Here is a 25638-nt window from a genome sequence, read left to right as displayed (position 1 = left end):
CCTAAAGTTGACACTAGGTGTGACAGTTGACTTTATCAGGATACATACACTACAATCGGTAGTGTGAGGTGCTTCTTATGAAACGACTGAATTTTAAAGCTGGCGAAACCGGACTTAACCGATTTTTTGGGCCTCTGGAAGCCAAAATCATGGATATTTTATGGTCCACTTCGGATCGGAGTATCAAAGAAGTGCAGACCGCATTGGAGGGGGATCGGGACTTTAACTTCAATACGGTAATGACCGTGATGAATCGTTTAGTGGAAAAGGGGATTTTGAGCAAAAGTATACGCGGGAGAACGTCCTTATACCGTCCTGTCTTAAGCAGAGAAGAGTTTATGGATGAGCAATCCAAAGAGCTGAGTCACGAACTGGTGGATGAATTTGGTCCGCTTGCTGTCAATCATATGATTGATGCTCTGGAAGTAGCTGATCCGATTTTGATCGAACGTTTGGAACAAAAAATTAAACAATGGAAAAAGGATATGTAGACGATGTGGAAAACACGTTCTAAATTACTGTTTACAGCAGGCGCCTTGATTTCGGGTTTTGCCCTTATGCAGATGGGGATGTACGCCGGGCAGCATGTTTTCGGCTGGAAATTGAATTTTAACGTGTTTCAAATTTGCAGAAGTTTGTTGCAGCACTACGGAATCGGCTACATGGTGGATGCGCTCAGCGGACTGGTTTTTGTAACCTTCGGTATCGCCGGAGGAGAAGCAGTCAGACAGTGTATGGCTACCAGGGCGGCTTTCCGCAGACTGCACCGAATGCGCGACCTGCCGTTGACCGAAGCACTGGGTGAGCGATATCGTGAACTCGGGACCGATCGGATTTGGGTCATTGATTATGCCAAGCCTGCTGCCTTCACCATGGGGTTATGGAAGCCGCGTATTGTATTGTCCTCTGCACTGTTGTCCTTACTGGACAAGCATGAGGAAGAAGCGGTTATATACCATGAAGCATATCATATGAAACATTATGATCCATTGAAGACCTGGTTCCTGCAAATGTGCGCTACACAGCTGTTTTATTTGCCGGTGCTACGTCATATTACCAACCATTACAAGACGGCCCGTGAAATCTTGGCGGATAACGAAGCGATTCATCGAGCCGGTTCACCGGTTGGGATTGGGAGCGCATTGCTCAAGCTTCTGAGTATGACACCTGCTAATGCCCGTCTGGTAAACTCCGCCGCTTGTTCCTCTTTTGCAGAAACGTCCATTAATTATCGGATCTCACGCATTCTAGACCCTCAACAAAAGCCGATCATTCAAATGCCTTGGCGTTCGATTATGTTTTCAGGCTATGTACTAATCATGCTGACGCTTATGTTTACACTGGCGTTAATCTAGTTTGGTCAAAAGTTATCTTAAAGGGTGGCGCCTTGTGCGCTGCCGATTCTTGACGTATATTACACTACGCATTGTAGTGTAATTACCTAATCTGTACACAATTTAAAAGGAGATGAGTTTACATGAATCAAACGCTTGCGAATATTGGATTGTTATTGGTACGAATTTTTACAGGAGTTATTTTTATCGTCCACGGTGCACAGAAGTTTCAGGGACTAGACGGAACCTCCGGCTTCTTCCAGAGCCTCGGACTTCCTGGCTGGATGGCCCCTGTGGTCGCTACGGTTGAGCTGGTTGGAGGCATTGCACTGGTTCTGGGTATTGGAACACGACTGGCTGGAGCAGCATTGACTATCGTAATGATCGGTGTATTGCTCACTGCTAAAAAAGGACAGCCTTTTGGCTCGATTGAATTTGATCTCCTGATTTTATTTACCAGTCTTCAGCAAACCCTGGTCGGTGGACGCTTTCTGGCAGTGGATCAGTTGTTTGGCCCTAAAAAGGCTGAAAATAGTAACGTACAGGTCTAAATATTCATATAACCGCGTCCTTAGTAGCATAGGACGCGGTTTTTGTTTTGCTCCTTTGTGAAATTTTCTTGTAAATCATTTGCTGCTTTCAACCGATATAACTAACATTGAATGTAATACAAATATATCGCTTTTTGAGCAAAGGGGAAGAAAGATACATGGGAACAAGGCGAAAGAGAAAGACAATTTGGACACTCAGGAACAAGTTAATTTTAGGTTTTTTACTTGTTTTGCTGATTCCGAGTTTAAGTATTTCCAGTGCGACCTATAAATCATCATATAATGCTATGGAAAAACAGCTCCACAGCAGTGCGAATCAGGGGGTAGCGACGGCTAACTCAATTATTGAATATGCAATCGCCAGTAAAATCAAAGATGTGAGATATTTGGCGGGGCGACTTGACAGTTCGATGATTGATGGTCGAAATAGCCCCTTGATTGAGCCCAAGCTGATCCAATACAAGGGCTTGCACGAAGATGCTACGGATATTTTTGTCGGTACACCAGAGGGCTTGATGATCCGGGGGGTACCCAAAGAGGATGAAGGGACATTTGACCCTCGCACACGACCATGGTACATCGAAGCGATGAAGCAGCCCGGTAAGGTTGCAATTACGCCTGTTATCATCAATTCATCGGGTATTCCTGTTGTCGTAGTATCTCAGACGCTTTCCGACAAGTCCGGGGTTATCGGTATTTCTTTAAATCTGGAAAGTGTACGTAAATTGGCCTCTATTAAAGTGGGCCAAGAGGGGTATATCATCATTTTGGATCATGCGAAGAAATTTGTAGTCCACCCTACGGCTAAACCGGGCTCATCTCCTCAGGAGAATGTGCTTGATACATTGTATACTGCGCCGAGTGGGAACTTTAAATATATGCATGAAGGTCGCGAGAAATATTTGACCTATGTAACGAATGAGGATACCGGCTGGAAAATTGCAGGTACCTTCTATCAATCCGAGATTAGCGATGCTACCGCTGCCATGCGTTATGTAACCATTATTGTGCTGGCTGCCTCGTTGGTGATTGCGCTTATCGCAATTTTCCTGATTACCCGTTCTGTTCTGGTTCCGATCCGTAAGTTGCAAAAATCAGCAGAACGAATCAGTGAAGGAGATTTGACGGGCGATTTGGAAACGGGAAAAACAGATGAGGTAGGCGAACTGTCTGCTCACTTTCAAACCATGGTGGACAGTTTGCGCACGATGATTCGAAGCGTACGCGAAACAACTGATCGGGTAAGCTCTTCAGCGGAGGAGCTGGCTGCGGGTGCAGATCAGACGACCCAAGCCATTGAGCATGTTACTATTGCTATTCAGGAAGTAGCTGTAGGCAGCGAACGTCAGCTGCAAAGCATCAAGCATGGCTCTGTGAGTATAGAGGGACTGGCTCAGCAAGCAGCGGACGTATCTGAACGCATGGTGGGTGTATCTGAACATGTGAAGATGAATGCCGAGTCGGCACAGGAAGGCAGCAAGGCGGCTACGCAGGCTGTACAGAAAATGCATGATATCGACGAGACTGTTCATGATCTTGGACAGGCTATGGACTCCCTGAGTGAGCGTTCAGGTGAAATCGTGAATATTATCAGTGTTATATCCGGTATCGCCAAACAGACCAATCTGTTGGCACTGAATGCATCCATTGAGGCGGCACGGGCTGGGGACCATGGCAAAGGATTTGCCGTGGTTGCTACAGAGGTACGCAAGCTGGCTGAGGAATCTGCCAAATCGGCTACCTTGATCTCGGAGCGCATTGAAGCGATGCAGGTGGATATGAACCATGCTTTAGGCGCGATGCAACAAGCACGGGTACGGGTGACGGAAGGTATTGATTCGGTAACCACATCGGAGCATTCCTTTGCGGAAATCAGTCAGGCTGTTGAACGCGCGATGGGGCATATCCATGACATTACCGGAGTGACTCAGGAAATGGCACGGGGGACTGTAGGTGTCGTGGATATTATGAGCGATATTTCCCATATTTCGGACGAGGCGGCGAGCAACACCGAGTCGATCTCAGCAGCGGCTGAGCAACAGCTTGCTTCCATCGAGGAAATTGCTTCATCCACAGCAGACCTGAGCCAAATGGCAGAGGAGCTGCGCGAACTGGTTGGACGTTTCCAGGTTGAAGAAAAATCCTAAAATGAAAAAGCGCCTGGATACCGGAGGTTATATTCCGTATCCAGGCGCTTTTTGATGTTTTATTAAAACTTTTGGTTTGCAGGGTTAGAAGTCACCGTTGAACGACTGCGGCGATCTAGACGGAAACGGGCACCCCGTGAACTGTTGGATGGACGCAGAGAACTTCTCTGAAACATATTGTTCAGAATCAGTGCGAAAATGACCAGTACAGTCCCATACAGTTCATAACGGCTAATGGTATAGCCTTGGAAATACATAAGTACCAGCGTGGTAATCGGTACAAAATTAATAAATAGAATTCCGTTCAGCGGAGACAGCTTGCGGATTCCGGCATTCCAGCTCAGCAAGGCCGCTAGCCCTGGAAGCAGGATCATAAAGCTCATTTCATATTTGACTGACCATACGTGTTGCCAATCCGGCACCGTAATCCAGTTGAAAGCAGAGGCAAAGGTCACGACTACAAAAGAGACCAGAGTTCCAAGCAGGCAGGTCAAGGTTGAATATCGAAGAGTAGACCACCCTGCAAAATGACTGCCTCCCATGGAATATACGACCCATCCGACGACACCTACGAAAATAAGCAGCAGCGCCAATAGATGTTGTCCGGCAAGCGTGAAAAAGGTCCATTTGCCGTTCGTGATAACCAGTAATGCTCCAGCCAGCGCAATCAACATGCTGATTAATGTATATTTTGGAGGCATTTTACGGGTCATGACCCACACCATCGCAATGGAGATCATCGGCATTAGCACTTCCATAATGGAAGCAACAAGGGTACCTGCTGCCCCCATCGCGTGCTGTCCCTGGAAAACGGCCATATTATAAATGGTAAATCCCATAGTTCCGAAGAACAATAACACCTTGCCCTTGCCCTCAAAGCGAAATGCAGTCCGTCCCTCTTTGAGCCACAATAGCACAATTAATATGAGTGTAACTGATAAATAGCGTAAAAATGAAAAGTACAGTGGATTAATATGCTGTAATGCAATGTGCGAAACCGGAAACATCGCCCCCCAGGACATACTGGCGATCAGGCATAATAAAGATCCGGTCATGATCTGTTTGTTCATGGTGTACAAAAGCTCCTCCTTGCCAGTCTCAGCGGACATATCTTATGGACACATCATAAAGGATAGGAAGCTGTTGGTAAAATGATTGAAAATAAACATTATGATCATTTAAAATGATGATAAGTGACAAGGTACGTCAATTTTGGTGGCCCTTGCCCTTCACAATAAGGGGGAACAGTAGTGGATCTGAACGATTTAAACATTTTCCAGACAGTGGCTGCACATGGCAGTGTCAGCAAGGCTGCAGCCGAGCTTAGCTACGTCCAGTCCAATGTAACGGCCAGAATCAAGCTACTGGAAAAGGAGCTGCAGACGCCTTTATTTTATAGACATAAGCGGGGGATGATACTCAATGCTGAGGGTAAGCGTCTGCTGCAATATACGAAAAGCATTTTATCGCAATTTGAGGAAATGAAGCATGCGTTTCAGAACACCTCCGCACCTTCAGGGGTATTGGAGATTGGTATCGTGGAGACTGTCATTGCCCTTCCGGCCATTTTACATGCTTACTACAGTAAGTACCCGGATGTCGAATTGTCCCTTAAGGCCGGGGTTACGGAATCACTAGTGCAGGAGGTTGCAGAAATGCGACTGGATGGAGCCTTTGTAACCGGACCGGTCAAGCATCCGCTCATTGAACAGTTTGATGTCTTTCAGGAAAAGCTGGTCCTCGTATCTCAAGGAAGTGACTTTTCGGTTGACGATTTTGCAACTCGTCCGCTCTTGGTATATAAAAAAGGCTGCGGATATCGGGGAAGACTGGAAACCTGGCTCAAAATGGAGGGGATTATCCCCAAGCGGATTATGGAGTTTGGGACATTTGAGACGATTATCGGCAGTGTAGCGGCAGGCATTGGAATGACCGTTTTTCCCGAATCCTCGATCAGCGGGCTGGTGGCTCAAGGTCTTGTGTGCGGTCATGCCATCCCAGAGCCTTACAATGAAGTGACAACGGTGTTTATCCGCCGTAAGGAGGCCTTCGTTACCAGTACCTTGCAGTCTTTTATAGATGAGATTACCACTCAGACAGAAGCGTAGCTTTATCGCTTGGGCTCGGGTACAATGAGAGGGATTTGATCTCATTGTTCATCCTGAAGGAGGGCTATTATGTTTACAATATATCCGGCTGCTTCCCGATTCAGCTTCGATAAGGGATGGCTGCGGGGGAGCCACAGCTTTTCATTTGCGGAGTATCAGGATGAGAACAATACAGCGTTTGGTCCTATGCGTGTCTGTAATGACGATGTCATCACACCGGGCCGGGGCTTTGGGGCGCATCCGCACAGCGATATGGAGATTGTCTCCATTGTGCTGTATGGGGAGCTGCGTCATGAAGACAACCGTGGACATGTGGCGGTGACCCGTTTTGGAGGCATTCAGCGAATGTCAGCGGGCCGCGGCATCATTCATACGGAGCACAACGCTTCGCAAACCGAGGATGTCAGTCTGCTGCAATTGTGGTTTAGTCCGCACACGAGAGGATTGCAACCTTCCTATGAGACTACAGCGTTCAATACGGAGCGTCTGCACGGTCAGCTTCTGCCTGTCGTTGCTGGAAAGCGTGTACCAGGCACGGAGGGTGAAATAGCTTCAATCAATCAGGATTTAACGATTTATTTAAGCAAGCTTCAGCCCGGGGAACAAGTAGAATTTACACAGGCCGAGGGTCGGCGCGTGTTCTTGTTCGTCATCGAGGGCTCACTGCGTGTGAATGGTGAACATCTTCTGCAAGGGCGTGATTCTGCTCGTATAGAGGAGGAGCCGAATCTATCACTGAAGGCAGAAGATTCTGTTTTTTATATGCTGATTGATTTACCCTAAAAGGAGGTGCTTACAATGGCGCAGCAGGAAACATGGCTGATCAAGCATGCTGTCACGGGGCGAAGCTTTGCTGACAGCCGCAAGCAGCGTTTTGATTGTCGTTTGGAATTGGCGAACGGCGTGTTTCGCTTCACGCTTCAAGAGTTGCCGCGTGAGGCAGCGGAGGCGATTGTGCGTTTCAGCGAGGAGCTGAACGTATTTCGTTTTGTAACGCCCGCAGACGGTGGACCCGTGGTAAAGCATTGGTATTACGTCACCCCGGAAAGTGTGCAGTATCATGATCAGATCGGTGAGCTTACGTTTGAAGCTGGTTCTGAGATTGAATACCATCCCGAGGAGTATTGGGGAGACTAAATCTTCTTAATCATAAATGTTCGGATGTATAATCGATTTTCGAAGGCTCTGCATCATTGCAGGGTCTTTTTGTTATGTGTTCAAGATGGTGAGTTCATTGGATACATAATCCTTTGCAGGCTGGTACATCCTATAGGTCATATTACCTGATCGGCTTATTCGTAAAGGGGGGACTAACGATGAAGAAAGGGCGCTTTCCCAAGTTGCCAAAGCTACCGTGGAGCCAGAGAGCGATTCCAGCCGGTGAGCGCAAAACACGAAATTCTTCTCGTATGCCTAAAGGGCTGCCGGAGTCTTCATGGCTAGAAGAGCCACTGCGCAGCAGTCTGGAAGACAATAGGGTCGCATTGCGTGGTATTTTCAAGGAATGCTCTGATATCGTCTACCGAGAGCTCATGATTTCCCCTGAACGAAAAGGATTGTTGGCATATTTCGAAGGTACGGTAAAATCAGAAGATTTGCAGGATCATATCCTGCGGCCTGTCATCTTGGGCATGATGCTCAAGGACCCTGAAGTGAATGGCAAATTGGAGCCGCTGGATGAGACTCGTATTTCCATGTCCCAGACCAAAACGATGGACGAATGGAAGATGGTATCGGCAGCGATACTGGACGGCAATGCCGCTCTGTTCGTAGATGGCACGCCTCGTGCTTATATTTTCAGCGCCAAGGGGGGCGTCCGCCGTGGCGTGGAGGAACCGCAGACTGAAGCTGTTATTCGCGGGCCGCGTGAGGGCTTCACTGAGACACTTCGCGTGAATACGGCACTGCTACGATTCAAGCTGAAGACCTCCAAGCTCAAGATGCACAGCATGACCCTCGGAACAGAAACCCAAACGAGTGTCGTCCTTACCTATATTGAAGGGATCATAGATCCGAAGCTGGTGGAGGATGTTAAAAAGCGCCTCAGCGATATTAAAATTGATGGTGTTCTGGAGACTGGATATATTGAGGAACTGATCGAGGATCACCCATATTCGCCGTTTCCGCAAATGGAATACACTGAACGTCCGGATACCGTCACCGCGCAATTACTGGAAGGACGATTTGCCATTTTTGTGGACGGAACGCCTTTTGCCCTGATTGGACCAGTCACGATGTGGCAGATGATGCAAGCGAGCGAGGATTATTACGAGCGCTTCTTCATCAGTAATATGGTGCGCTGGATTCGGTTTCTTTTTCTCATCATGGCTCTCTTTCTGCCAGCATTATATGTAGCGGTGACAACCTATCATCATGATATGCTGCCGACGACGCTCATCTTGAGTATTGCGGCGGCTCGGGAATCCATCCCTTTTCCAGCACTGGTGGAAGCGTTGATGATGGAGATTTCCTTTGAGGCGTTGCGAGAAGCTGGGATTCGTCTCCCCAAAACGGTCGGTCAGGCCGTCAGTATCCTGGGCGCGCTCGTTATTGGGCAGGCCGCAGTACAGGCAGGGATCGTATCGGCGCCAATAGTCATTGTTGTGTCGCTCACAGGTATTGCCTCGTTTACCATACCGCGTTTTAATTTTGCCATTACGGTTCGTCTGCTGCGATTTCCAATCATGCTGATGGCTGGTTTATTTGGATTGTTTGGCATCATTATTGCGACAACGCTGATTGCTACGCATCTAACCAAGCTAACATCGTTTGGTGTCCCTTATATGAGTGGATATAGCCCGTACAACCATATGGATCAAAAGGATATTATCGTCCGTGCACCTTGGTGGAAAATGACCAAACGTCCTTCATGGATTGGTAAAGACAACAACAAACGAGCGAAGAAAGAGATGAATGGATCGCCTAAAACCGAGGAGGGATGGTGATGAAGCCCACATCGAATACACAGCAAATGCGTAAAGCAGCTGTACTCTGTTGTCTACTGCTTTGTTCTGTTCTTTTGGGAGGATGTTGGGATCGTCGTGAAGTGAATGATGTGGCCTTTGTGATGGGGACCGGGCTTGATAAGGAAGGCGATCAATACCGGGTAACGATGCAAATTGCTCTGCCCGGACAGCTCGGATCTTCGGGCAGCACAGGAGGAGGGGGAGGTACAAGTGGTACGAAGTCCTACTACCTGGAGTCCAAAACAGGTCCAAGCTTTCGGGGAGCAAGTACTGAGGAACAGCGAGAGGTTTCGCGGACGCTGAATTATTCTCATCGACGGGTGCTGCTGCTCGGGGAGACGCTGGCACGAGAAGGGATTAACAAAATGATGGATGTCATTGCACGTATTCCGCAGAACCGCCTGTCTTCCCTTGTTGTTATCACAAAGGGGTCAGCGATGGAAATGCTTCAGGCAGATGCTCCGATTGAGCAATATCCAGCGGAAATGGTGCGTGAGCTCAACTTTTCCTATATGAAGAACCCTCGTTCCGTTAAATTGCTGATGAATTCCGTCCTGCTGGAAGGCATTGATCCGGTAGTGCCGGTAATGTCTCTGGTGAAGAATGGGCCTGATAGTCTTAAAGACAAGAAGACAAATATTCAGGTCGATGGACTGGCTGTCTTTCGACAAGACAGGTTAACAGGGGTTATTGATAATCACCTCAGCCGGTTTCTACTGTTGGGTATGGAGCAAGCCAAGGAAACAGAAATTTTTATCCCCCCTCCCAAAGGTAGAGGTTACATATCTGTGCACCTCATCGAAAATAAAGTCCATATCAAGCCCTTTATTCGGGGGAACGAAATTCGAATGACTATTCATATGAACTGCAATGGGAATGTGAAGGAAAATGAGACGAGCTTCGATATTTCCAGAGAGGAAAATTTGAAGTGGCTGGAGCAGCAGACGGTCGAGGAAATCAAGAGGGAGCTGGGAGAGGCCGTCAAGGAAATCCAGCAAAAGTATCATTCAGACGTGCTTGGCTTGGGCCGGGCTATAATTACGAATCACCCGGATGAGTGGAAACGGATTAAACCTCAGTGGGAGCAATTGTATCCCAAGGTGGAGGTCACCATAGATCCGGTCGTCCATATTGAGAATATCGGTGCGGTCACCAAACCATTCGGGGTCAAAAAGGAGCAAATCCAGAATGAATAAAGTATTTCTATTACCTTTATTGCTGGCTATGCTCTTCATGTATCTGATTGACCGTAAACGTATTAGCAATGCACCTGCCGTCAATCGCTGGGTCTCCCGCGTACTGTATGTCATTAGCATTGGTATCTGGATTTACGGCACATCGACGAAGAGCACTGTTTATGTGGCTACTTGGCTGACCCGATTTATTGACATGTGGCTCCCCACCGTGTTGTAAATCGTGTAATGGATGCCTGCGGGAAAAAGGAGGATGTACCTGCATGAAACAGTTCACAACCAGACAAATTGTGCTGCTTGGTATATTAATGGAGGTCGGTATTACTCTTATACATGCTCCAGCGCAGGCAGCAGATCACGCGAATCAGCATGCCTACTGGACCTGTGTAATTGCAGCTATTGTGCTATGCTTGCCGATTTGGGCGATGTTGAGACTCAAGCGGCGCTTTCCTGATCAGGATCTGATGCAGGCGATGGTAAGCTCTCACCCTGTGCTGGGGCGTTTACTGCTTGCAATTTACCTTATTTTATTCCTGATCATTTTTGCGCGGGATTTGAGGATTATTACCGATCTGGTGGAGGTGGTGCTTTTGCCGCTGACTCCGATTGTGGTCGTATCTCTTATTGTGCTATTGACTATGGTATTTATGGTTAAAGGTGGAATGAGTACACTCATCAATATGACCGAGATTTTTGTCCCGTTGTTGATTGTGACGCTGTTGACTATGCCGCTTTTTTTTGGAGGTAATATGGATTTTTCAATGCTGAGACCCTATTTACATCCGGAGGTAGATGGAGTGATCAAGGGTAGCTGGCGCATGCTCGGATATATGGCCGATATCATGATCGTTCCCTTTGTGATTTCTGGGAAGAGCTATAATGGACGTAGTGCATGGTTTGGGCATTTACTCGGAACCGCTATTCTGATCATGCTGGTGTTGCTGTCGGAGTTAGTGATTGGAGTTCCTATCTTGTCACGACTGTTTTATCCATCGTATGAACTGGTGCGTCAGTTGCAGCTAACGGACTTCCTGGATCGGTTCGACTTGTTCGTGGCAGCACTGACCGTACCCACCTTTCTTACGAAGATTGGAGTTGATCTGTACGTTACCAGTTTGGCGGTAAAGCGTATGTTTGCCCATGTCTGGGGGAGTCTGATGGTTTGGCCCGTAGGTTTGTTAGGTTATGTCTGTTCGTTTATGCTGTTCTCCAATATCGTACAAATTTATGATTTTAGCCGGGAATGGACTGCGGTGATGGTCATTTTTTTTGTATTCATGCCCTTCTTGCTGTGGATGTTGCTACGGCCCAAATTTAAAGGGAGTGGCAACGATGATAAGTCCTCATCTGGTAGGGAGAGGGATAGAAGTGATCAGAAAGAAGGCCAGCAGGAAAGCGAAACAGGACACACCCACTTATAAGATTACTATATTTATCGAAAAAGTAATTCTTATTTGTGTTTTGCCTCTCTGATTGTATACTTGGTAGAAAGAAATATGACTTCTACAAGGGAGGCAACAGCATGGCACAACGCATGGCAGGTAAGAGAGTCGCTCTTGCCGGTCCCCGTAAAGCAGAAGAAATGGCACTGCTAGTTATGAAGATGGGGGGCGAGCCAGTAGAGCGTCCGGCCCAGGGGACTGTTTTTCTAGATGATATCGAGCTGCGCAACGCTGTTGTATCGTGGGTGAAGAACCCTCCGGACTGGTACATCTTCACGACCGGTATGGGACTGGATGCTCTGTTCGATATGGCGGAGGATATGGGCGTGGCCGAGCAGATTATAGAGCTGCTGCAATCCTCCAACATTGCAGCACGGGGCTACAAGACGGTCAATGGACTCAAAAAGCGTGGCTTTACGCCAGCAGTACGGGACGAGGACGGAAGTTTGATCGGATTGACACGGGCCTTTGGCCCATATGATCTGAAGGGGAAGGAAGTGCTGTTGCAACTGCATGGAGACCCGGCCCCCCGGTTGGTAGAGTGGCTGGATAAGCAGGGCGCAGTGACCCGCCAAGTACTTCCTTATAAGCATATCCCACCTGAAGAAGCAAAATTGCAGGCGTTACTAGATGATGTTATAAACCGTACGATTGATGCCGTTACGTTCACGAGTGGCCCACAAATCCGGTTCTTGGCCCAATATGCGAGAGGGCAAAATCGATTTGAGGATTTACTGGAAGCTTTTCGTGAAGATGTAATTGCTGTTTCGGTAGGCAAGGTGACCGCACAATCCATTTTGGAAGAAGGGATTGAACGAGTCGTGTTTCCAACTGAAGAGCGCATGGGTGCGATGATGGTGGAGCTGGGCAAATATTTTGAACATAGTGATTCGGTGAATGGCTGTGGTCTGAAGAGCGTGAACGGTCATTTGAAATGAGCTAGAAATGATAATGCAGTAAGCTAAAATGAACTTATATTTACGAATACAGAGTAAAATAGAGATAAGGGCCTTCGAGGTCTTTATCTTTTTTTGTTGGACATGCATCGACAAAGTTTTTTGTTATAGCGAAAATATTTATCTAATATAATGAATAAGTTTCGATGCATGATATTGAGGACAGGAGCTGAGACGTTTATGAATTCTATTTGTGTATTTGCAGGGTCCAGACCTGGACATTCATCGGTATATGTTGAGGCCGCAGGCAAGCTGGGTGAAGCTATGGCTCGCCAGCATATCCGTCTAATTTATGGTGGCTCCAGCAGGGGGCTGATGGGTAAAGTAGCGGATGAACTGCTGGCGGGTGACGGTCAGGTCACCGGCATTATGCCCACCCTGTTATTCGATGCAGAGATCATTCATCAGGGAGTTACCGAGTTTATTGAGGTAGCAAGCATGCATGAACGTAAAGCGGCGATGAGTGAGATGGCCGATGCGTTTATAGCCCTTCCGGGTGGCTTGGGAACCTTTGAGGAGTTGTTCGAGGTATTGTGCTGGGCGCAAATCGGCATACATCGCAAGCCCATTGGGCTGCTGAATGTGAATGGATATTTTGACCCGTTGATAGAAATGGTACGTCATAGCGTGCAGGAAGGGTTTACCGGAGCTGATCATCCAGCACTACTGAGTATCTCTGCGGACCCGGATGAATTGCTGCATATGCTGAAAAATAAGGCAGAGAACTTGAAATAAAGCTTTTTTCGTGCTTGCACAACTGATTGAGGCAAGGTTATGATAAGACCCATAATCAAATAGCGGACAGACAAGGTGCCTTTGCGGTTGAGCAAAGGGTAACAGGGAATCGGGTGCAAGTCCCGAGCGGTCCCGCCACTGTAAGGAAGAGGATTCTTTTAAATGGTCACTCGTACAAAACGGGGAAGACGAAAGAATCCGTTGATGCCAAGCCAGGAGACCTACCTTGATCTGTATGCACCGTTAACCTTCGCGGAGAGGATGGGTGTACGAAATCAGGAAATCAGGCACACGTTGCTTTTTCCATGTTGGTTACAGGTTTGCGTGGATATGAACGTGCAGCAGCGTTTGAAGCGCAAACAAAACAGATGGAAAACAACGGCAGGCTGGAGGAAGACAAGACTGTCCTCTTACGCTGTTTCGTCTGATGAGAGAGATACGTACATAGGAACCCCATCCGGGCAGGATGGGGTTTTTTCGAGTTACAGGATGCCACAAATTATTGAAATAGATAGTATAGCTGCCCTGAAAAGGATGATAGGAGGAGCACGATGAGCCCATTAGGAAAATTGCTAGTGATTGGATTTGGACCAGGAGATATGGAACATATCACAAAACGTGCATTGGATGCGCTGGCCGAAAGTGAGGTCATTATCGGCTACAATACCTACGTTGATTTGATCTGTCCCTTGTTGAACGGACAGGAGATTGTACGCACAGGGATGACAGAGGAAGTAAGCCGTGCGCAGGAGGCGGTTCGCCAAGCAGAGATGGGCAAGAAGGTAGCCGTCATTTCCAGTGGAGATGCTGGGGTCTATGGCATGGCAGGGCTAGTGTACGAAGTGCTGATGCAAAAAGGCTGGCGTCGCGAGGACGGGGTTGAGGTGGAAGTTGTGCCGGGGATCTCGGCTATTCAATCCTGTGCTTCGTTATTGGGAGCGCCAGTTATGCATGATGCTTGCACGATCAGTTTGAGTGATCATCTGACCCCGTGGGAAACAATCGTGAAGCGTGTAGAAGCTGCGGCTTCGGCTGATTTTGTGATTGCATTATACAACCCGCGTAGTGGTCGGCGTACCCGCCAGATTGTGGAGACGCAGTCCATTTTGCTTCGTTACCGTGATCCGCAGACTCCGGTTGGGCTGGTGAAGAGTGCTTATCGTGAACGTCAGCAGGTTATTGTGACGACGCTGGAAGATATGCTGAACCATGATATCGGGATGCTGACGACCGTAATCATCGGCAATTCCTCGACGACAGTGTATGACGGCTTAATCGTGACTCCACGCGGCTATCAGCGTAAATACACGCTGGACGCGACCGAACAGGTGCTCAAACCGCATCAGCGGCTTCGCACGGAAGCGGAGCCGTGGTCGCTGGGCGCGCAAGAGGATCGCGCGCTGAGTGCACCGCAGGGAGGCGGAACTCTGACTGCGCCTACTGAGCCTTCCGCGAGCGGTGCTGCGGTTGCGACGCAAGCACGTCCGCAAGCGATGGCTGCTGTACAGGTGACGCCTGCGAAGCAAACCGGAGCGGCCCCAGCATCGCTGGCAGCAGAGGCGCTCGGTCGCCTTGCTGTTGGCGGCAAGCTGCCAGGCGAAGCCAACGCTCGCTGGAGCGGGCAAGCGCCTACCGCCCAGAGCGCCGTTGGAACGGCAGCAGGGGCCGGAGCAGGAGCTGCGGCTGGGAAGGCACCAGGCGGCTTTGGCAAGCCAGCGCTGTTTGAAGTGGGGGTTTCCCCGGGCGTGGGAAACAAGAAGTTCACTGCTCGGCAGATGGCACTGCTCGCCGAGGTAGCGGGTGATGACGGCGAGCTGGAATACACGCCAGATCATCAGATTGTGCTGCGCGTGCCGTGCCTAGACCCCGAGGAACTGGTCGGACAGTTGCGGGATGAACAATTCATTGTCATGCCGATCGGCGATGTGTTTAAGGTCAAGGCATGCGACTTCTGCAATATGGAGAAGGATGACGCAGTGCCTGTGGCTGAGCACCTACAGGTTGTACTCGGCGGATTACAGGCACCCAAGGAAACGAGCATTGCTTTGAACGGATGCGGCATGGCCTGCTATGGAGCGGTACTGGAGGATATCGGAATTGTCTACCGCAAGGGAGGATATGATCTTTTCCTCGGCGGCAAAAAATTCGGCCGTAATGCTCATGCCGCTCAGTCCGTAGCGGAAGGAATTCCGGGTGATCAGATTACGGACATCGTGGAGAGTATTATCGCTGAATACAAGGAAAAAGGGCATCCGAACGAGCGTTTTCATAAGTTTTTCAAACGTGTAGGCATCGTTGCGGGTTTCCGGCATGAAGATGCACCGGCAACAGTAGAAGTGAACGCGGTTTGTGGTGATTAGTCGGTTGGTAGGCTTGATGAACCGGATACAAGCATATATATAAAATAGGGCGTATGTAGACTATCCCTATAAATGAGGAGGAACAAACAGCAGTGGATGCAATATTGTTGGTTGGACATGGAAGTCGGGACCCAGAGGGTAATCAGGAACTGCTGGAATTTGCACAGGCGGTGGCAGATCGGGCGCCAGGTACGTGTGTAGAGACCTGTTTCCTAGAGTTGGCACGCCCTAGTATTGCCGAAGGAGTACAGGCGTGTGTGGAGAAAGGGGCGACACGTGTCGTTCTTATTCCGATTATTTTGTTCGCAGCAGTGCACGCCAAAATTGATATCCCGATGGCTATTGATCGGGCAAAGGCAAAATATCCGCAGGTGGAATTTGTATACGGACGCCCGATTGGCGTTCACGAGAAAATCGTTAGCATACTGCTGGACCGCTTGAAAGAGACCCGTCCGGTTGCCGTTCCAGCGGGGATGCATAGCACGGTGGAGGCATCTGCCGAGGTATCCAACGAAGAGACAGCGGTACTTGTATTAGGACGCGGAAGTAGCGATCCAGATGCGAACAGTGACTTTTTCAAAATCACCCGTATGCTGTGGGAGAAGCTTTCTTATACATGGATAGAAAGCAGCTTTATCGGTGTGACGCAGCCTTCTTTTCCCGATGGATTGGAGCGTTGTGTACGATTGGGGGCCAAAAAGATTATCGTGCTTCCGTATTTTCTGTTCACTGGGGTGCTGATTAAGCGCATCGAAGAAATGACCCAGGAATTTGCTGAGGCTCACCCTGCATTACAAGTGGAAATGGGCGGATATTTTGGCTTCCATCCTCAATTGGTTGAGCTGGTGCTGGAGCGAGCTAATGAAGGCTTGTTCGGTAAGGTTACGGCTAATTGTGATAACTGCCAGTTCCGTCTGGAAGCTCAGGAGCATCACCATCATCACCACGACCATGACCACGACCACCATCACCAGCATGATCACGATAACGACCACGACCATCATCACGATCATGATCACCATGCACATGAGCATGATCATCATCACGAGCACCATACACATCACCACGCTCACGATCATGTCCATGCTCACAGCCATAATGACCATGATCACGATCATTCACATACGCCGTCTGTAGTGAACGTAACCGGGCAGGTGAATGGCTCATGATTTTCATGCTGTGTGGAACGAGCGATGCACGGGAATTGGCGCTGCAAATTCGTGACATTGGCTTTAATGTATTGACTTCGGTCGTAACCGAAAGCGCGGCGGCCAGCTTGTCCGAAGCAGGACTGGACGTGCGTACAGGCCGAATGACAGCCGACGAAATGGGTGCAATGATTCGGGAGAAGGGGATACAGGCTGTTGTTGATGCCAGTCATCCTTTTGCAGAGGAAGCACATGCGAATGCGATGGCAGCCGCTCGCGAGTCGGGGGTTCCTTATATCCGCTACGAGCGGACGGGACTAGTGTATGACAATCATCCGTTGCTCCATATCGTTCCTTCCTATGAAGAAGCGGCATTAGAAGCGAAGCAACTCAAAGGCTCTGTCATGCTTACGACGGGCAGTAAGACGCTTGGCACGTTCACCAAGCATTTACTCGGAGATCCGGAGATTCGTCTGGTTGCACGTATGCTGCCGCGTCTGGACAATATGGAGAAATGTGGCGAACTGGGGATGGAGCAAAAAAATATTATTGCTATGCAGGGACCCTTTTCCCGTGAGCTGAACGAAGCATTGTACAAGCACTTTGGTACGACCGTAATGGTCACCAAGGAAAGCGGACGCACAGGAGCAGTGGATGAGAAGGTTCAATCTGCTCTGGACCTGGGTATCCACGTCATTTTAATTTCCAGACCGGAAGTGGAATTTGGAACGGTATTTGATCATTTCGACGGAGTAATTGATGTACTGCGCACAGCAACTGGGAAGATTTCAATTTGAGTTGAGTCAAGTTCCTACAGGTGCAGTTAATCCAGAACGACTGCTGGCATGTATCTAAAATATAGTCATCTTAAAATACGTGTTTTAATAGAAATATCTGTTGTTTCAATACACGAGCAGTTATTTTTCCTAAACTAATTTTCCATAAGGGAGTGGTCGATACCATGGACTTTAAAACAGATTTTAAACCGCTAACGGTACAGCCGCAGGAGATTGAGGGTAAAAGCTTTGCGATGATCACAGAGGAATTGGGAGAGCATCCATTTACAGCAGAGCAATATCCTGTTGTACAGCGTGTCATTCATGCATCTGCTGATTTTGAGTTGGGCCGCAGCATGGTATTTCATCCGAAAGCCATTGAAGCCGGAATTGCAGCTATTCGCGCAGGGCAGCCGGTGGTGGCAGATGTGCAGATGATTCAGGCGGGGCTGAGCAAGGATCGCATCCGTCAATTTGGCGGGGATGTTCATGTGTACATATCTGACCCGGACGTGATGGAAGAAGCCAAAAGGCTGAACACGACACGCGCCATTATTTCCATGCGCAAAGCGATTCAGGCGGGCGAAGGTGGAATCTATGCGATTGGCAATGCGCCTACAGCGTTGCTAGAGCTGATTCGTTTGGTGAAAGAAGGAGCGGCTAAGCCCGGACTGGTAATTGGTATGCCCGTAGGTTTTGTATCGGCGGCAGAATCCAAGGATGAGCTGCGCAAGCTGGATATTCCGTTCATTACGAATATTGGACGCAAGGGCGGAAGTACGATTGTCGTAGCGGCATTGAATGCGATCTCCTTAATGGCTGTCCGCTAGATGCGGTTGTCCGTTTGCTGTATCATGAAATGAATTAGAGCATGATCAGCAGAAGAGGTTAAGGAGGAATTGGCATGGAAAAGGAAGCGGCGTCCGCCGACAGGCCCAAACGGATGAAAAGTGGTGAAGCTCCCGCGCCGGACAAGCCGATGCGGTCAGGCTTTACGACGGGGGCTTGTGCGGCTGCAGTAGCCAAAGGAGCGGTACAACTGCTCATTACGGGCATTCCGCCGAAGGAAGCGGTGATATCGCTGCCCGCGGGCTTCGATCATGCGTTTGAGCTGATCGAGCCTGTGTTGGACGCGGACGAAGCTTCCTGCACGACGATCAAGGACGGTGGCGATGACCCGGATGCCACGCATCAGGCGAGAATTAGCGCCTCTGTTAGCTGGCGGGAGGAGCCGGGTATTGAGCTGGACGGCGGCGTCGGAGTAGGGCGGGTAACGAAGCCAGGTCTGCCTGTGCCTGTCGGGGAAGCAGCGATCAATCCAGTGCCGCGCCGGATGATTACGGAAGCCGTATCTGGCGTGCTTGAGGAGCACGGATCGGCCAAAGGTGTCCGTGTCGTTATCAGTGTGCCGGACGGTGAAGAAATCGCCAAGAAGACGCTGAACGGACGGCTTGGCATTCTTGGTGGTATTTCCATACTAGGTACACGCGGTGTGGTTGTTCCGTTTTCCACGTCTGCTTATAAAGCCAGCGTGGTGCAGGCTATATCGGTTGCACAAGCGATGAACTGCGAGGAAATTGTCCTAACCACAGGCGGCAGCAGTGAAAAATATGCAATGCAAATGTACGATCAGCTGACGGAAGAAGCCTTTATTCAGATGGGTGACTTTGTCGGCTTTGCAGTCAAGCATGGAAAACGATTGGGAATGAAAAAGATTATTCTCGTCGGTATGCCCGGCAAGCTGTCGAAGGTTGCTCAGGGCGTCATGATGGTTCATTCCAAGAGCGCTCCGGTGGATTTTGGATTTTTAGCCGAGGTTGCGCGTGAGGCAGGTGTGGACGAGTCGCTTGCAACGGCAGTAGCTGAGGCGAATACAGCTACGCAGGTAGCGGATATGATGACCGAAGCGAATGCGCTGAGCTTTTTTGAAAAGTTATGTACCTATGGGTGTCAGCATTGCCTGGAGCATGCAGGTGGTGGAATCACCGTAGAAATGGTACTGGTAACGATGAAAGGGAACGTGCTGGGGAGGGCGAGAGTCGGTGAGTAGAGTGATTCGTGTCATTGGTATCGGTGAAAATGGAACGGCAGGTCTGTCGCAGGAGACGCTGGAACAAATTGAGCGTGCCGACCTGCTGGTCGGTGGCGAGCGCCAGCTAGCCTTTTTTGAGGCAGCCGCAGGAGAAAAACGAACATTAAAGAGCGGCTTATCCACCGTGGTGGAAGAATTGGGACGGTTGCGTGAGCACAAGGATATTGTCGTGCTTGCGTCAGGAGATCCGCTTTTTTTTGGCATTGCAGGCTATTTGTCCGCCAAGCTGGGGGCTGAGCATCTGGATATTTTACCTCATCTCAGCTCGGTTCAACTGGCGTTTGCACGTCTCGGTGAAAGCTGGCAGGATGCGGTTTTGGAAAGTGTACATGGTCGTCCGATGACCGGACTGGCGCAGCGGATCGATGGACAGAACAAGATCGCGCTGCTGACGGATGACCGCAATCATCCCGCCGCGGTTGCCGCTTATCTGTTGCATTTTGGCATGACGGAATATGATGCCTTTGTCGGCGAGCATTTGGGAGGACCAGATGAGACGTATCGGCATTATACGCTGGAAGAGATGGCGCAGGGAACCTTCCAACCCCTGAACGTGGTTGTTTTGCGCCGCCGTAAGGGGGAAGACGTGCCAGCGATTCGCCGGGGATTTGGCTTCGAGGATGCGGAATTTCACCAGCGCAAGCCGGAAAAAGGATTGATCACGAAGCGTGAAGTGCGCGTATTCAGCTTGTCTGAGCTGCGACTGACCGAGCGGAGCATCGTATGGGACATCGGCGCAGGCTCAGGTTCTGTAGCTGTGGAATGTGCCCGGCTGGCCAAGTACGGGCAAGTGTTTGCCATTGAAAAGAACGAAGGCGATTTGGCCAATGTGGAAGCGAACAAGATCAAGTTCCGTACTGATTTTCCAGTGATCCATGCCAAAGCGCCAGCCGGGTTGGACGAGCTGCCAGACCCGGATGCCGTGTTTATTGGCGGGAGCGGAGGAGAACTGGCAGAACTGATTCGTCTGTGTGCTTCGCGTCTGCGTAAGGATGGACGAATTGTAGTGAATGCTGCAACCATTGAGACGCTGCATGACGGTATGAAGGCGATGCAAGCAGCAGGACTCGAAACCTCGGTGACGTTGCTGCAAACAGCGCGTAGCAAGCCGATTTTGAATATGACTCGTTTTGATGGACTCAATCCGATATATGTCATTACAGGGCAGCCGTCGGTGGACGTGGCTGACGGAGCAGCAGGGGAGTAAGCTGGTAAATCAAGAGGGGGAGAGACAGCATGAATACGGCGGCAACAGGAACACTTTACGGCGTAGGTGTGGGGCCGGGTGATCCCGAGCTGATTACGGTCAAGGCGTACCGCATGATTCAGGAATGTGCAGTTGTGGCTTATCCGAAGAAACGCCGGGGAGGCAAATCGTATGCTCACGAGATTGTGGAATTATACGTTAACCCGGAGGAAAAGGAGATGTTGGGACTCATTTTTCCAATGACCAAGGACCCAGTTGTACTGGAGCGGGAGTGGAACAAAACGGTGGTTGCTTGCTGGGAGGCTCTGAGCCAAGGAAAGGATGTAGCCTTTGTCACAGAGGGAGACCCTAATCTGTACAGCACCTTTATTCACTTGGCGCGTCTGATGAAGGATCTTCATCCCGAGGTGCCGATTGTATCTATTCCGGGCATCTCTTCTGTATTGGGAGCAGCGGCAGCCCTGGAATTGCCTTTGGCAGACGGAGATCAGCAGGTCGGTATTATTCCGGCTACGGATGATCGGGAAGCGATGAAGCTGGCAATTGAGAATCACGATACGGTTGTATTTATCAAGGTTGCCAAGGTACTGGATTTGATTTTGGATGTACTGGACGAGCTCAACCTCGGGGATCGTGCATCTGTCATTACCAAAGTCACTTCACCTTATGAAATGGTATGGCGTAACGCCCGTGAGCTGCGCGGACAGGAACTTGAATATTTGAGTTTAATGGTGGTGAGCAAATGACGTTGGAGCCAAAAGTATATATCGTAGGAGCAGGTCCTGGCGACCCGGAGTTGATTACGGTCAAAGGCTCACGGATTCTGCGCACGGCAGATGTGGTGTTATACACGGATTCACTTGTGAACGATGAGCTGATTGCTACGGCCAAGCCGGAGGCGCAGGTACTGCAGAGTTCAGGCATGGATCTGGAACGGCAGGTGGAGATTATGAGCGAGGCTGTGCAGGCGGGGCGCAGTGTAGCCCGCGTACATACAGGTGATCCAGCAGTATACGGTGCGATTTTGGAGCAAATGGTGCTGCTGAAGCAGCGCGGAGTAGCCTACGAAATCGTACCGGGCGTCAGCTCGGTCTTTGCTTCTGCGGCAGTGCTGGGTGCAGAGCTAACGGTGCCTGACTTGACGCAGACGGTCATTCTGACGCGTGCCGAAGGCCGTACACCTGTACCGGATCGAGAAAAACTGCGTGATCTGGCATCTCATCACTGTACAGTGGCGCTATTCCTGAGTGCAACGCTGGCGAAGAAGGTAGTCGTTGAGTTTCTGGCGGCTGGCTGGAGCGAGGACACGCCTGTAGCAGTTGTGCAGCGTGCAACCTGGCCGGACCAAAAGATCGTGCGCACGACGCTTGCCCAATTGCCAGCCGATCTGCGCGCAGCGGGCATTACGATGCATGCCATGATTTTGGCAGGTTGGGCGCTCGACCCGGGGCTGGTGGACAAGGACGCACATCGTTCCAAGCTGTATGATAAGTCATTCACCCACGGCTACCGGAAGGGAGTGAAGCCTGGTGAGTAATCCATTTGCCGCTGTGGCGATCACGAAGCATGGAGTCGAGATGGCCCGCAATTTGGGAGCCAGCTTTCCGGGTACGGATGTGTATTACATGTCCAAGTTTGAACGTGGTGACGAGCAGGAGCGTGGTATTCAATTGTTCGAGGGTTCGGTCAAGCTGATCTTGCCGGATTTATTCAAACAATATAACGGTATCATTTTAATTATTTCCCTCGGTGCGGTGGTTCGTATGATTGCACCGATTTTGGTGGATAAAAAGGTAGACCCCGCCGTGGTCGTCATTGATGATCGCGGAGAACATGTTATTAGCGTACTATCTGGGCATTTGGGTGGTGCGAATGAATTGACCCGTCATATAGCTGCTGTACTGGACGCACGTGCGGTAATCACGACTGCATCGGATGTGCAGGGGACGATTCCGGTGGACATGTTGGGTCGGGAATTGGGCTGGGTAGTCGATAGCTTCGATAAGGCTACTCCTGTAAGCGCCGCTGTTGTGAACGAAGAGCCTGTTGCCTTCATACAAGAGACAGGCGAACGGAACTGGTGGCGTTATGACAAGCCTGTACCTGCGCATATCAAGGTATATGCCTCGATGGCAGAAGCGTTACAAGAACCGTTCAACGCCGTGTTGGTCGTGAGCGACCGCTTGTTGGAGCCTGAGGAAGAGGAGAGGTTCCTTTCAAATGGCGTGCTGTACCGCCCAAAAAGCTTGGTGATTGGCATTGGCTGCAACCGGGGAACTGCTTTGGAGGAGCTGGAGGCTGGTGTGCTGGACACCTTGCAAGAGCTGCGTTTGTCTGTAAAAAGCGTACGGAATATTGCTACGATTGATCTGAAAAAGGATGAAGGAGGTTTGCTTGCCCTCTGCGCCAAATACGGCTGGGAGCTGGTGACGTACACTCCGTCAGAGCTGAACACAGTGCAGCTTCTCAATCCGTCGGATACCGTCTTCAAATATACCGGCGCATATGGAGTCAGCGAACCAGCAGCCCTGTTGTCCTCCGGTGCAGACCATTGGCTGCTGGAGAAGAAAAAAAGCGGCAATATGACGTTGTCTGTAGCGCGGGTTTCCTATGACTGACGATATGAAGCAGGCTGTACAGCCAGATTCTGCCGCAGTACGCAGAAGTCGTATCGTTGTTGCCGGTACGGGCAGTGGTGCGGGCAAAACCACGGTGACGCTCGGGCTGATGAAGGCGTTCGCCGACAGCGGCTTGCGAGTGCAGGGATTTAAGTGTGGTCCCGATTATATTGATCCGACCTATCATACGGCCGCGACCGGAACGCCTTCCCGTAATCTCGACTCCTGGATGACCTCACCGGATACGGTGCGTGAAACCTTTATCCGCGCATCCGAAGGTGCAGATCTCTGCGTGATTGAAGGCGTCATGGGGCTATATGACGGCAAGGACCCGCTCAGCAATATCGGGTCGACCGCCGAAATTGCCATACTGACGGATAGCCCGGTATTGCTGGTCGTCGACGTGCGCAGCATGGCCCGCAGCGCGGCCGCTATTGTGCTCGGCTTTCAGCGCTTGGAGCCCAAGCTGCGCATTGTGGGCGTAATCGTGAATCGCTGCGGTAGCCAGGGGCATTACGGCATTGTCAAAAAGGCGATCGAGCAAGAGTGCGGTATTCCTGTGCTCGGCTGGTTAAAGCGCGATGAAGGGCTGGATATTCCCGAGCGTCATCTGGGCCTGGTGCCTGCTGTAGAACGCGGCGAGCTGGAGCCGCTTTTCCAACGGGCGGCAGAGCTGATTCGCGCGGGTACGGATCTGGATGCACTTCGGGCATTAGCGGATTCGGCTCCGCCGCTCAGGCTGCCCGAGCATCCATTATTTCCTCCGGATCGGCTTCCAACAGCAGGGCATGAAGCCGAGACTGGGGAACGTCCCGTCATTGCTGTCGCCAGAGATGCGGCGTTCAATTTTTACTACCCGGAAAATATGGACTTGCTGCGCTATGCGGGAGCAGAGATCGTCTATTTTAGTCCGCTGGCGGGAGAACGCGTCCCTGAGCACGCCAACGGCCTATATCTGGGTGGCGGCTTTCCTGAGGAGTTTGCGGCAGATATCGCTGCCAATACAGGCTTTCTGCAAGATATCCGCAACGCAGTGAGCCAGGATATGCCTGTATTCGCGGAGTGCGGTGGTTATATGGTACTGGCCCGGACGCTTACGGATCGTGCGGGCCACGCCCATCACATGGCCGGGGTTATCCCTTCGGACGTTCGCATGCAGGAGAAGCGGGCTGCATTAGGATACCGGGAAGCAACCGCATTGCAAGATTGCTTGCTGCTGGAGGCTGGAGAGACGATTCGTGGACATGAATTTCATTATTCGGTCATGAGCTATGATGAATCTGCCGCCCCCTATCCCTTTGCCTATCAAACCAAGGGGATGCGCGGACTTCAGAGTGAAGGTTATGCCAAAGGGAACCTTTTGGCAGCCTACACACACATTCATCTCGCTTCTCTACCCAAGGCAGCAGTACGCTGGGTTGAAAAATGTCGGGCTTACCACTAAAACACAAAAAAGCCGGGTCCCTATAAGGGTCCGGCTGTTCTAAATAAAGTGAATTAAATCTTACATATCATGGAAGCGTATACATTGTTTTTTGGACGATTCGCCTACATAAGTTTTTTCAGTTGGGAAATCCTTCCCTGACTCACGCCAAGCATGGAAGCAAGTTGTTTTTGTGAAGATGCCGGATGTTCTTCCATAAGCTCTCTCATTTTCTCCAAAATAACATCCGTGCGCTGGTAAATCTTTTTCATATGCATGTTTTGCTTCAGTGGAGGTGACTGGGTTTCAGTCGCTGTGACTGGAAGTAAATCTTCCGTTTTCATCGAGGTGGCACATGCATCGCAGATAAACTGATCTTTAAAATAGGTGTTGGTATCAACCGAACCGCAAAATATACAATTGGTTGATTTGTACTTACGGAGCATGAGTGTTTGGCCTTCAATAAAAAACTCTAATGGATCGCCGATGTCAATCTCCATCGTCATGCGCAACTCTTTAGGAAGCACAATTCGTCCCAAGCTGTCCAAGGGCCGGGTCATTCCAGTCCTTTTCATTCATGCA

The 25638-nt window shown here is 50.1% G+C and carries 25 protein-coding genes and 1 riboswitch; of the genes, 23 read left to right on the top strand and 2 right to left on the bottom strand.

Annotated elements, in window-relative coordinates:
- Positions 1–77: 77 nt before the first annotated feature.
- From PPM_RS24635 to PPM_RS24620, 4 genes are all read left to right on the top strand, one after another.
- Positions 78–491, top strand: a complete 414-nt coding sequence (locus tag PPM_RS24635; RefSeq protein WP_016324858.1) for a BlaI/MecI/CopY family transcriptional regulator — start codon at positions 78–80, stop codon at positions 489–491.
- A 3-nt stretch (positions 492–494) separates the two neighbouring features.
- Complete coding sequence (locus PPM_RS24630) at positions 495–1355, top strand: M56 family metallopeptidase (RefSeq protein ID WP_016324857.1); 861 nt, start codon at positions 495–497, stop codon at positions 1353–1355.
- A gap of 122 nt (positions 1356–1477) precedes the next feature.
- The gene (locus PPM_RS24625) at positions 1478–1885 is read left to right on the top strand and encodes a DoxX family protein (protein ID WP_016324856.1); all 408 of its coding nucleotides are present in this window, start codon (positions 1478–1480) and stop codon (positions 1883–1885) included.
- A gap of 158 nt (positions 1886–2043) precedes the next feature.
- Positions 2044–4032 (top strand): methyl-accepting chemotaxis protein, encoded by a 1989-nt coding sequence (locus tag PPM_RS24620; protein ID WP_016324855.1) that lies wholly within the window; start codon positions 2044–2046, stop codon positions 4030–4032.
- A 62-nt stretch (positions 4033–4094) separates the two neighbouring features.
- On the opposite strand, the gene PPM_RS24615 is transcribed toward PPM_RS24620, so the two are convergent.
- On the bottom strand, positions 4095–5102 hold the full coding sequence (locus tag PPM_RS24615) for a DMT family transporter (protein WP_016324854.1): 1008 nt from the start codon (positions 5100–5102) through the stop codon (positions 4095–4097).
- Between the two features lie 180 nt (positions 5103–5282).
- On the opposite strand from PPM_RS24615, the gene PPM_RS24610 reads away from it, so the two are divergent.
- The 19 genes from PPM_RS24610 (at position 5283) to PPM_RS24515 (ending at position 25077) form a co-directional block, all read left to right on the top strand.
- Positions 5283–6140, top strand: coding sequence for a LysR family transcriptional regulator (locus tag PPM_RS24610; RefSeq protein ID WP_013373535.1), 858 nt, complete (start codon positions 5283–5285; stop codon positions 6138–6140).
- A gap of 69 nt (positions 6141–6209) precedes the next feature.
- Entirely contained in the window at positions 6210–6923 is a 714-nt protein-coding gene (locus PPM_RS24605; RefSeq protein WP_016324853.1) for a pirin family protein, read from the top strand.
- A 15-nt stretch (positions 6924–6938) separates the two neighbouring features.
- A complete protein-coding gene (locus PPM_RS24600) occupies positions 6939–7277 on the top strand; it encodes a hypothetical protein (protein ID WP_016324852.1) in 339 nt (112 codons plus the stop codon).
- Between the two features lie 179 nt (positions 7278–7456).
- Entirely contained in the window at positions 7457–9085 is a 1629-nt protein-coding gene (locus PPM_RS24595) for a spore germination protein (protein WP_016324851.1), read from the top strand.
- Complete coding sequence (locus PPM_RS24590) at positions 9085–10302, top strand: Ger(x)C family spore germination protein (RefSeq protein ID WP_016324850.1); 1218 nt, start codon at positions 9085–9087, stop codon at positions 10300–10302. The genes PPM_RS24595 and PPM_RS24590 overlap by 1 nt, the downstream gene beginning before the upstream one ends.
- On the top strand, positions 10295–10519 hold the full coding sequence (locus PPM_RS24585; protein WP_043921432.1) for a hypothetical protein: 225 nt from the start codon (positions 10295–10297) through the stop codon (positions 10517–10519). Before PPM_RS24590 ends, PPM_RS24585 begins: the two co-directional genes overlap by 8 nt.
- 43 nt (positions 10520–10562) lie before the next feature.
- Entirely contained in the window at positions 10563–11720 is a 1158-nt protein-coding gene (locus tag PPM_RS24580; protein ID WP_016324849.1) for a GerAB/ArcD/ProY family transporter, read from the top strand.
- Positions 11721–11821: 101 nt separating this feature from the next.
- The gene (locus tag PPM_RS24575; protein WP_016324848.1) at positions 11822–12679 is read left to right on the top strand and encodes a uroporphyrinogen-III synthase; all 858 of its coding nucleotides are present in this window, start codon (positions 11822–11824) and stop codon (positions 12677–12679) included.
- 198 nt (positions 12680–12877) lie between these two features.
- Positions 12878–13432: a TIGR00730 family Rossman fold protein gene (locus tag PPM_RS24570; protein ID WP_016324847.1), complete on the top strand. Its 555-nt coding sequence runs from the start codon at positions 12878–12880 to the stop codon at positions 13430–13432.
- Between the two features lie 56 nt (positions 13433–13488).
- Positions 13489–13676, top strand: a riboswitch (cobalamin riboswitch).
- 307 nt (positions 13677–13983) lie between these two features.
- Positions 13984–15792 (top strand): precorrin-3B C(17)-methyltransferase, encoded by a 1809-nt coding sequence (cobJ, locus tag PPM_RS24560; protein WP_016324846.1) that lies wholly within the window; start codon positions 13984–13986, stop codon positions 15790–15792.
- Positions 15793–15884: 92 nt separating this feature from the next.
- The gene (locus PPM_RS24555; protein WP_016324845.1) at positions 15885–16961 is read left to right on the top strand and encodes a sirohydrochlorin chelatase; all 1077 of its coding nucleotides are present in this window, start codon (positions 15885–15887) and stop codon (positions 16959–16961) included.
- The gene (gene cobK / locus PPM_RS24550) at positions 16958–17737 is read left to right on the top strand and encodes a precorrin-6A reductase (RefSeq protein WP_016324844.1); all 780 of its coding nucleotides are present in this window, start codon (positions 16958–16960) and stop codon (positions 17735–17737) included. The genes PPM_RS24555 and cobK overlap by 4 nt, the downstream gene beginning before the upstream one ends.
- 164 nt (positions 17738–17901) lie before the next feature.
- Positions 17902–18546, top strand: coding sequence for a precorrin-8X methylmutase (locus tag PPM_RS24545; protein WP_013373522.1), 645 nt, complete (start codon positions 17902–17904; stop codon positions 18544–18546).
- Positions 18547–18620: 74 nt separating this feature from the next.
- On the top strand, positions 18621–19766 hold the full coding sequence (locus tag PPM_RS24540) for a cobalt-precorrin-5B (C(1))-methyltransferase (protein WP_016324843.1): 1146 nt from the start codon (positions 18621–18623) through the stop codon (positions 19764–19766).
- A complete protein-coding gene (locus PPM_RS24535; RefSeq protein WP_016324842.1) occupies positions 19759–21015 on the top strand; it encodes a bifunctional cobalt-precorrin-7 (C(5))-methyltransferase/cobalt-precorrin-6B (C(15))-methyltransferase in 1257 nt (418 codons plus the stop codon). The genes PPM_RS24540 and PPM_RS24535 overlap by 8 nt, the downstream gene beginning before the upstream one ends.
- A 29-nt stretch (positions 21016–21044) precedes the next feature.
- A complete protein-coding gene (gene cobI / locus PPM_RS24530) occupies positions 21045–21761 on the top strand; it encodes a precorrin-2 C(20)-methyltransferase (RefSeq protein ID WP_016324841.1) in 717 nt (238 codons plus the stop codon).
- On the top strand, positions 21758–22552 hold the full coding sequence (gene cobM / locus PPM_RS24525) for a precorrin-4 C(11)-methyltransferase (RefSeq protein ID WP_013373518.1): 795 nt from the start codon (positions 21758–21760) through the stop codon (positions 22550–22552). Before cobI ends, cobM begins: the two co-directional genes overlap by 4 nt.
- A complete protein-coding gene (locus PPM_RS24520) occupies positions 22545–23633 on the top strand; it encodes a cobalt-precorrin 5A hydrolase (protein ID WP_016324840.1) in 1089 nt (362 codons plus the stop codon). The genes cobM and PPM_RS24520 overlap by 8 nt, the downstream gene beginning before the upstream one ends.
- Positions 23626–25077: a cobyrinate a,c-diamide synthase gene (locus tag PPM_RS24515; protein ID WP_016324839.1), complete on the top strand. Its 1452-nt coding sequence runs from the start codon at positions 23626–23628 to the stop codon at positions 25075–25077. The genes PPM_RS24520 and PPM_RS24515 overlap by 8 nt, the downstream gene beginning before the upstream one ends.
- Before the next feature lie 104 nt (positions 25078–25181).
- Here PPM_RS24515 and PPM_RS24510 read toward each other — a convergent pair whose 3' ends face one another.
- Positions 25182–25631, bottom strand: coding sequence for an AbrB/MazE/SpoVT family DNA-binding domain-containing protein (locus PPM_RS24510; protein WP_013373515.1), 450 nt, complete (start codon positions 25629–25631; stop codon positions 25182–25184).
- Positions 25632–25638 lie beyond the last annotated feature (7 nt).

This window comes from Paenibacillus polymyxa M1 (genome assembly GCF_000237325.1).
Classification (GTDB): domain Bacteria; phylum Bacillota; class Bacilli; order Paenibacillales; family Paenibacillaceae; genus Paenibacillus; species Paenibacillus polymyxa_C.
The sequence above is the reverse complement of the archived record's forward strand: the minus strand, read 5'-3'. Positions and strand labels throughout refer to the sequence as shown.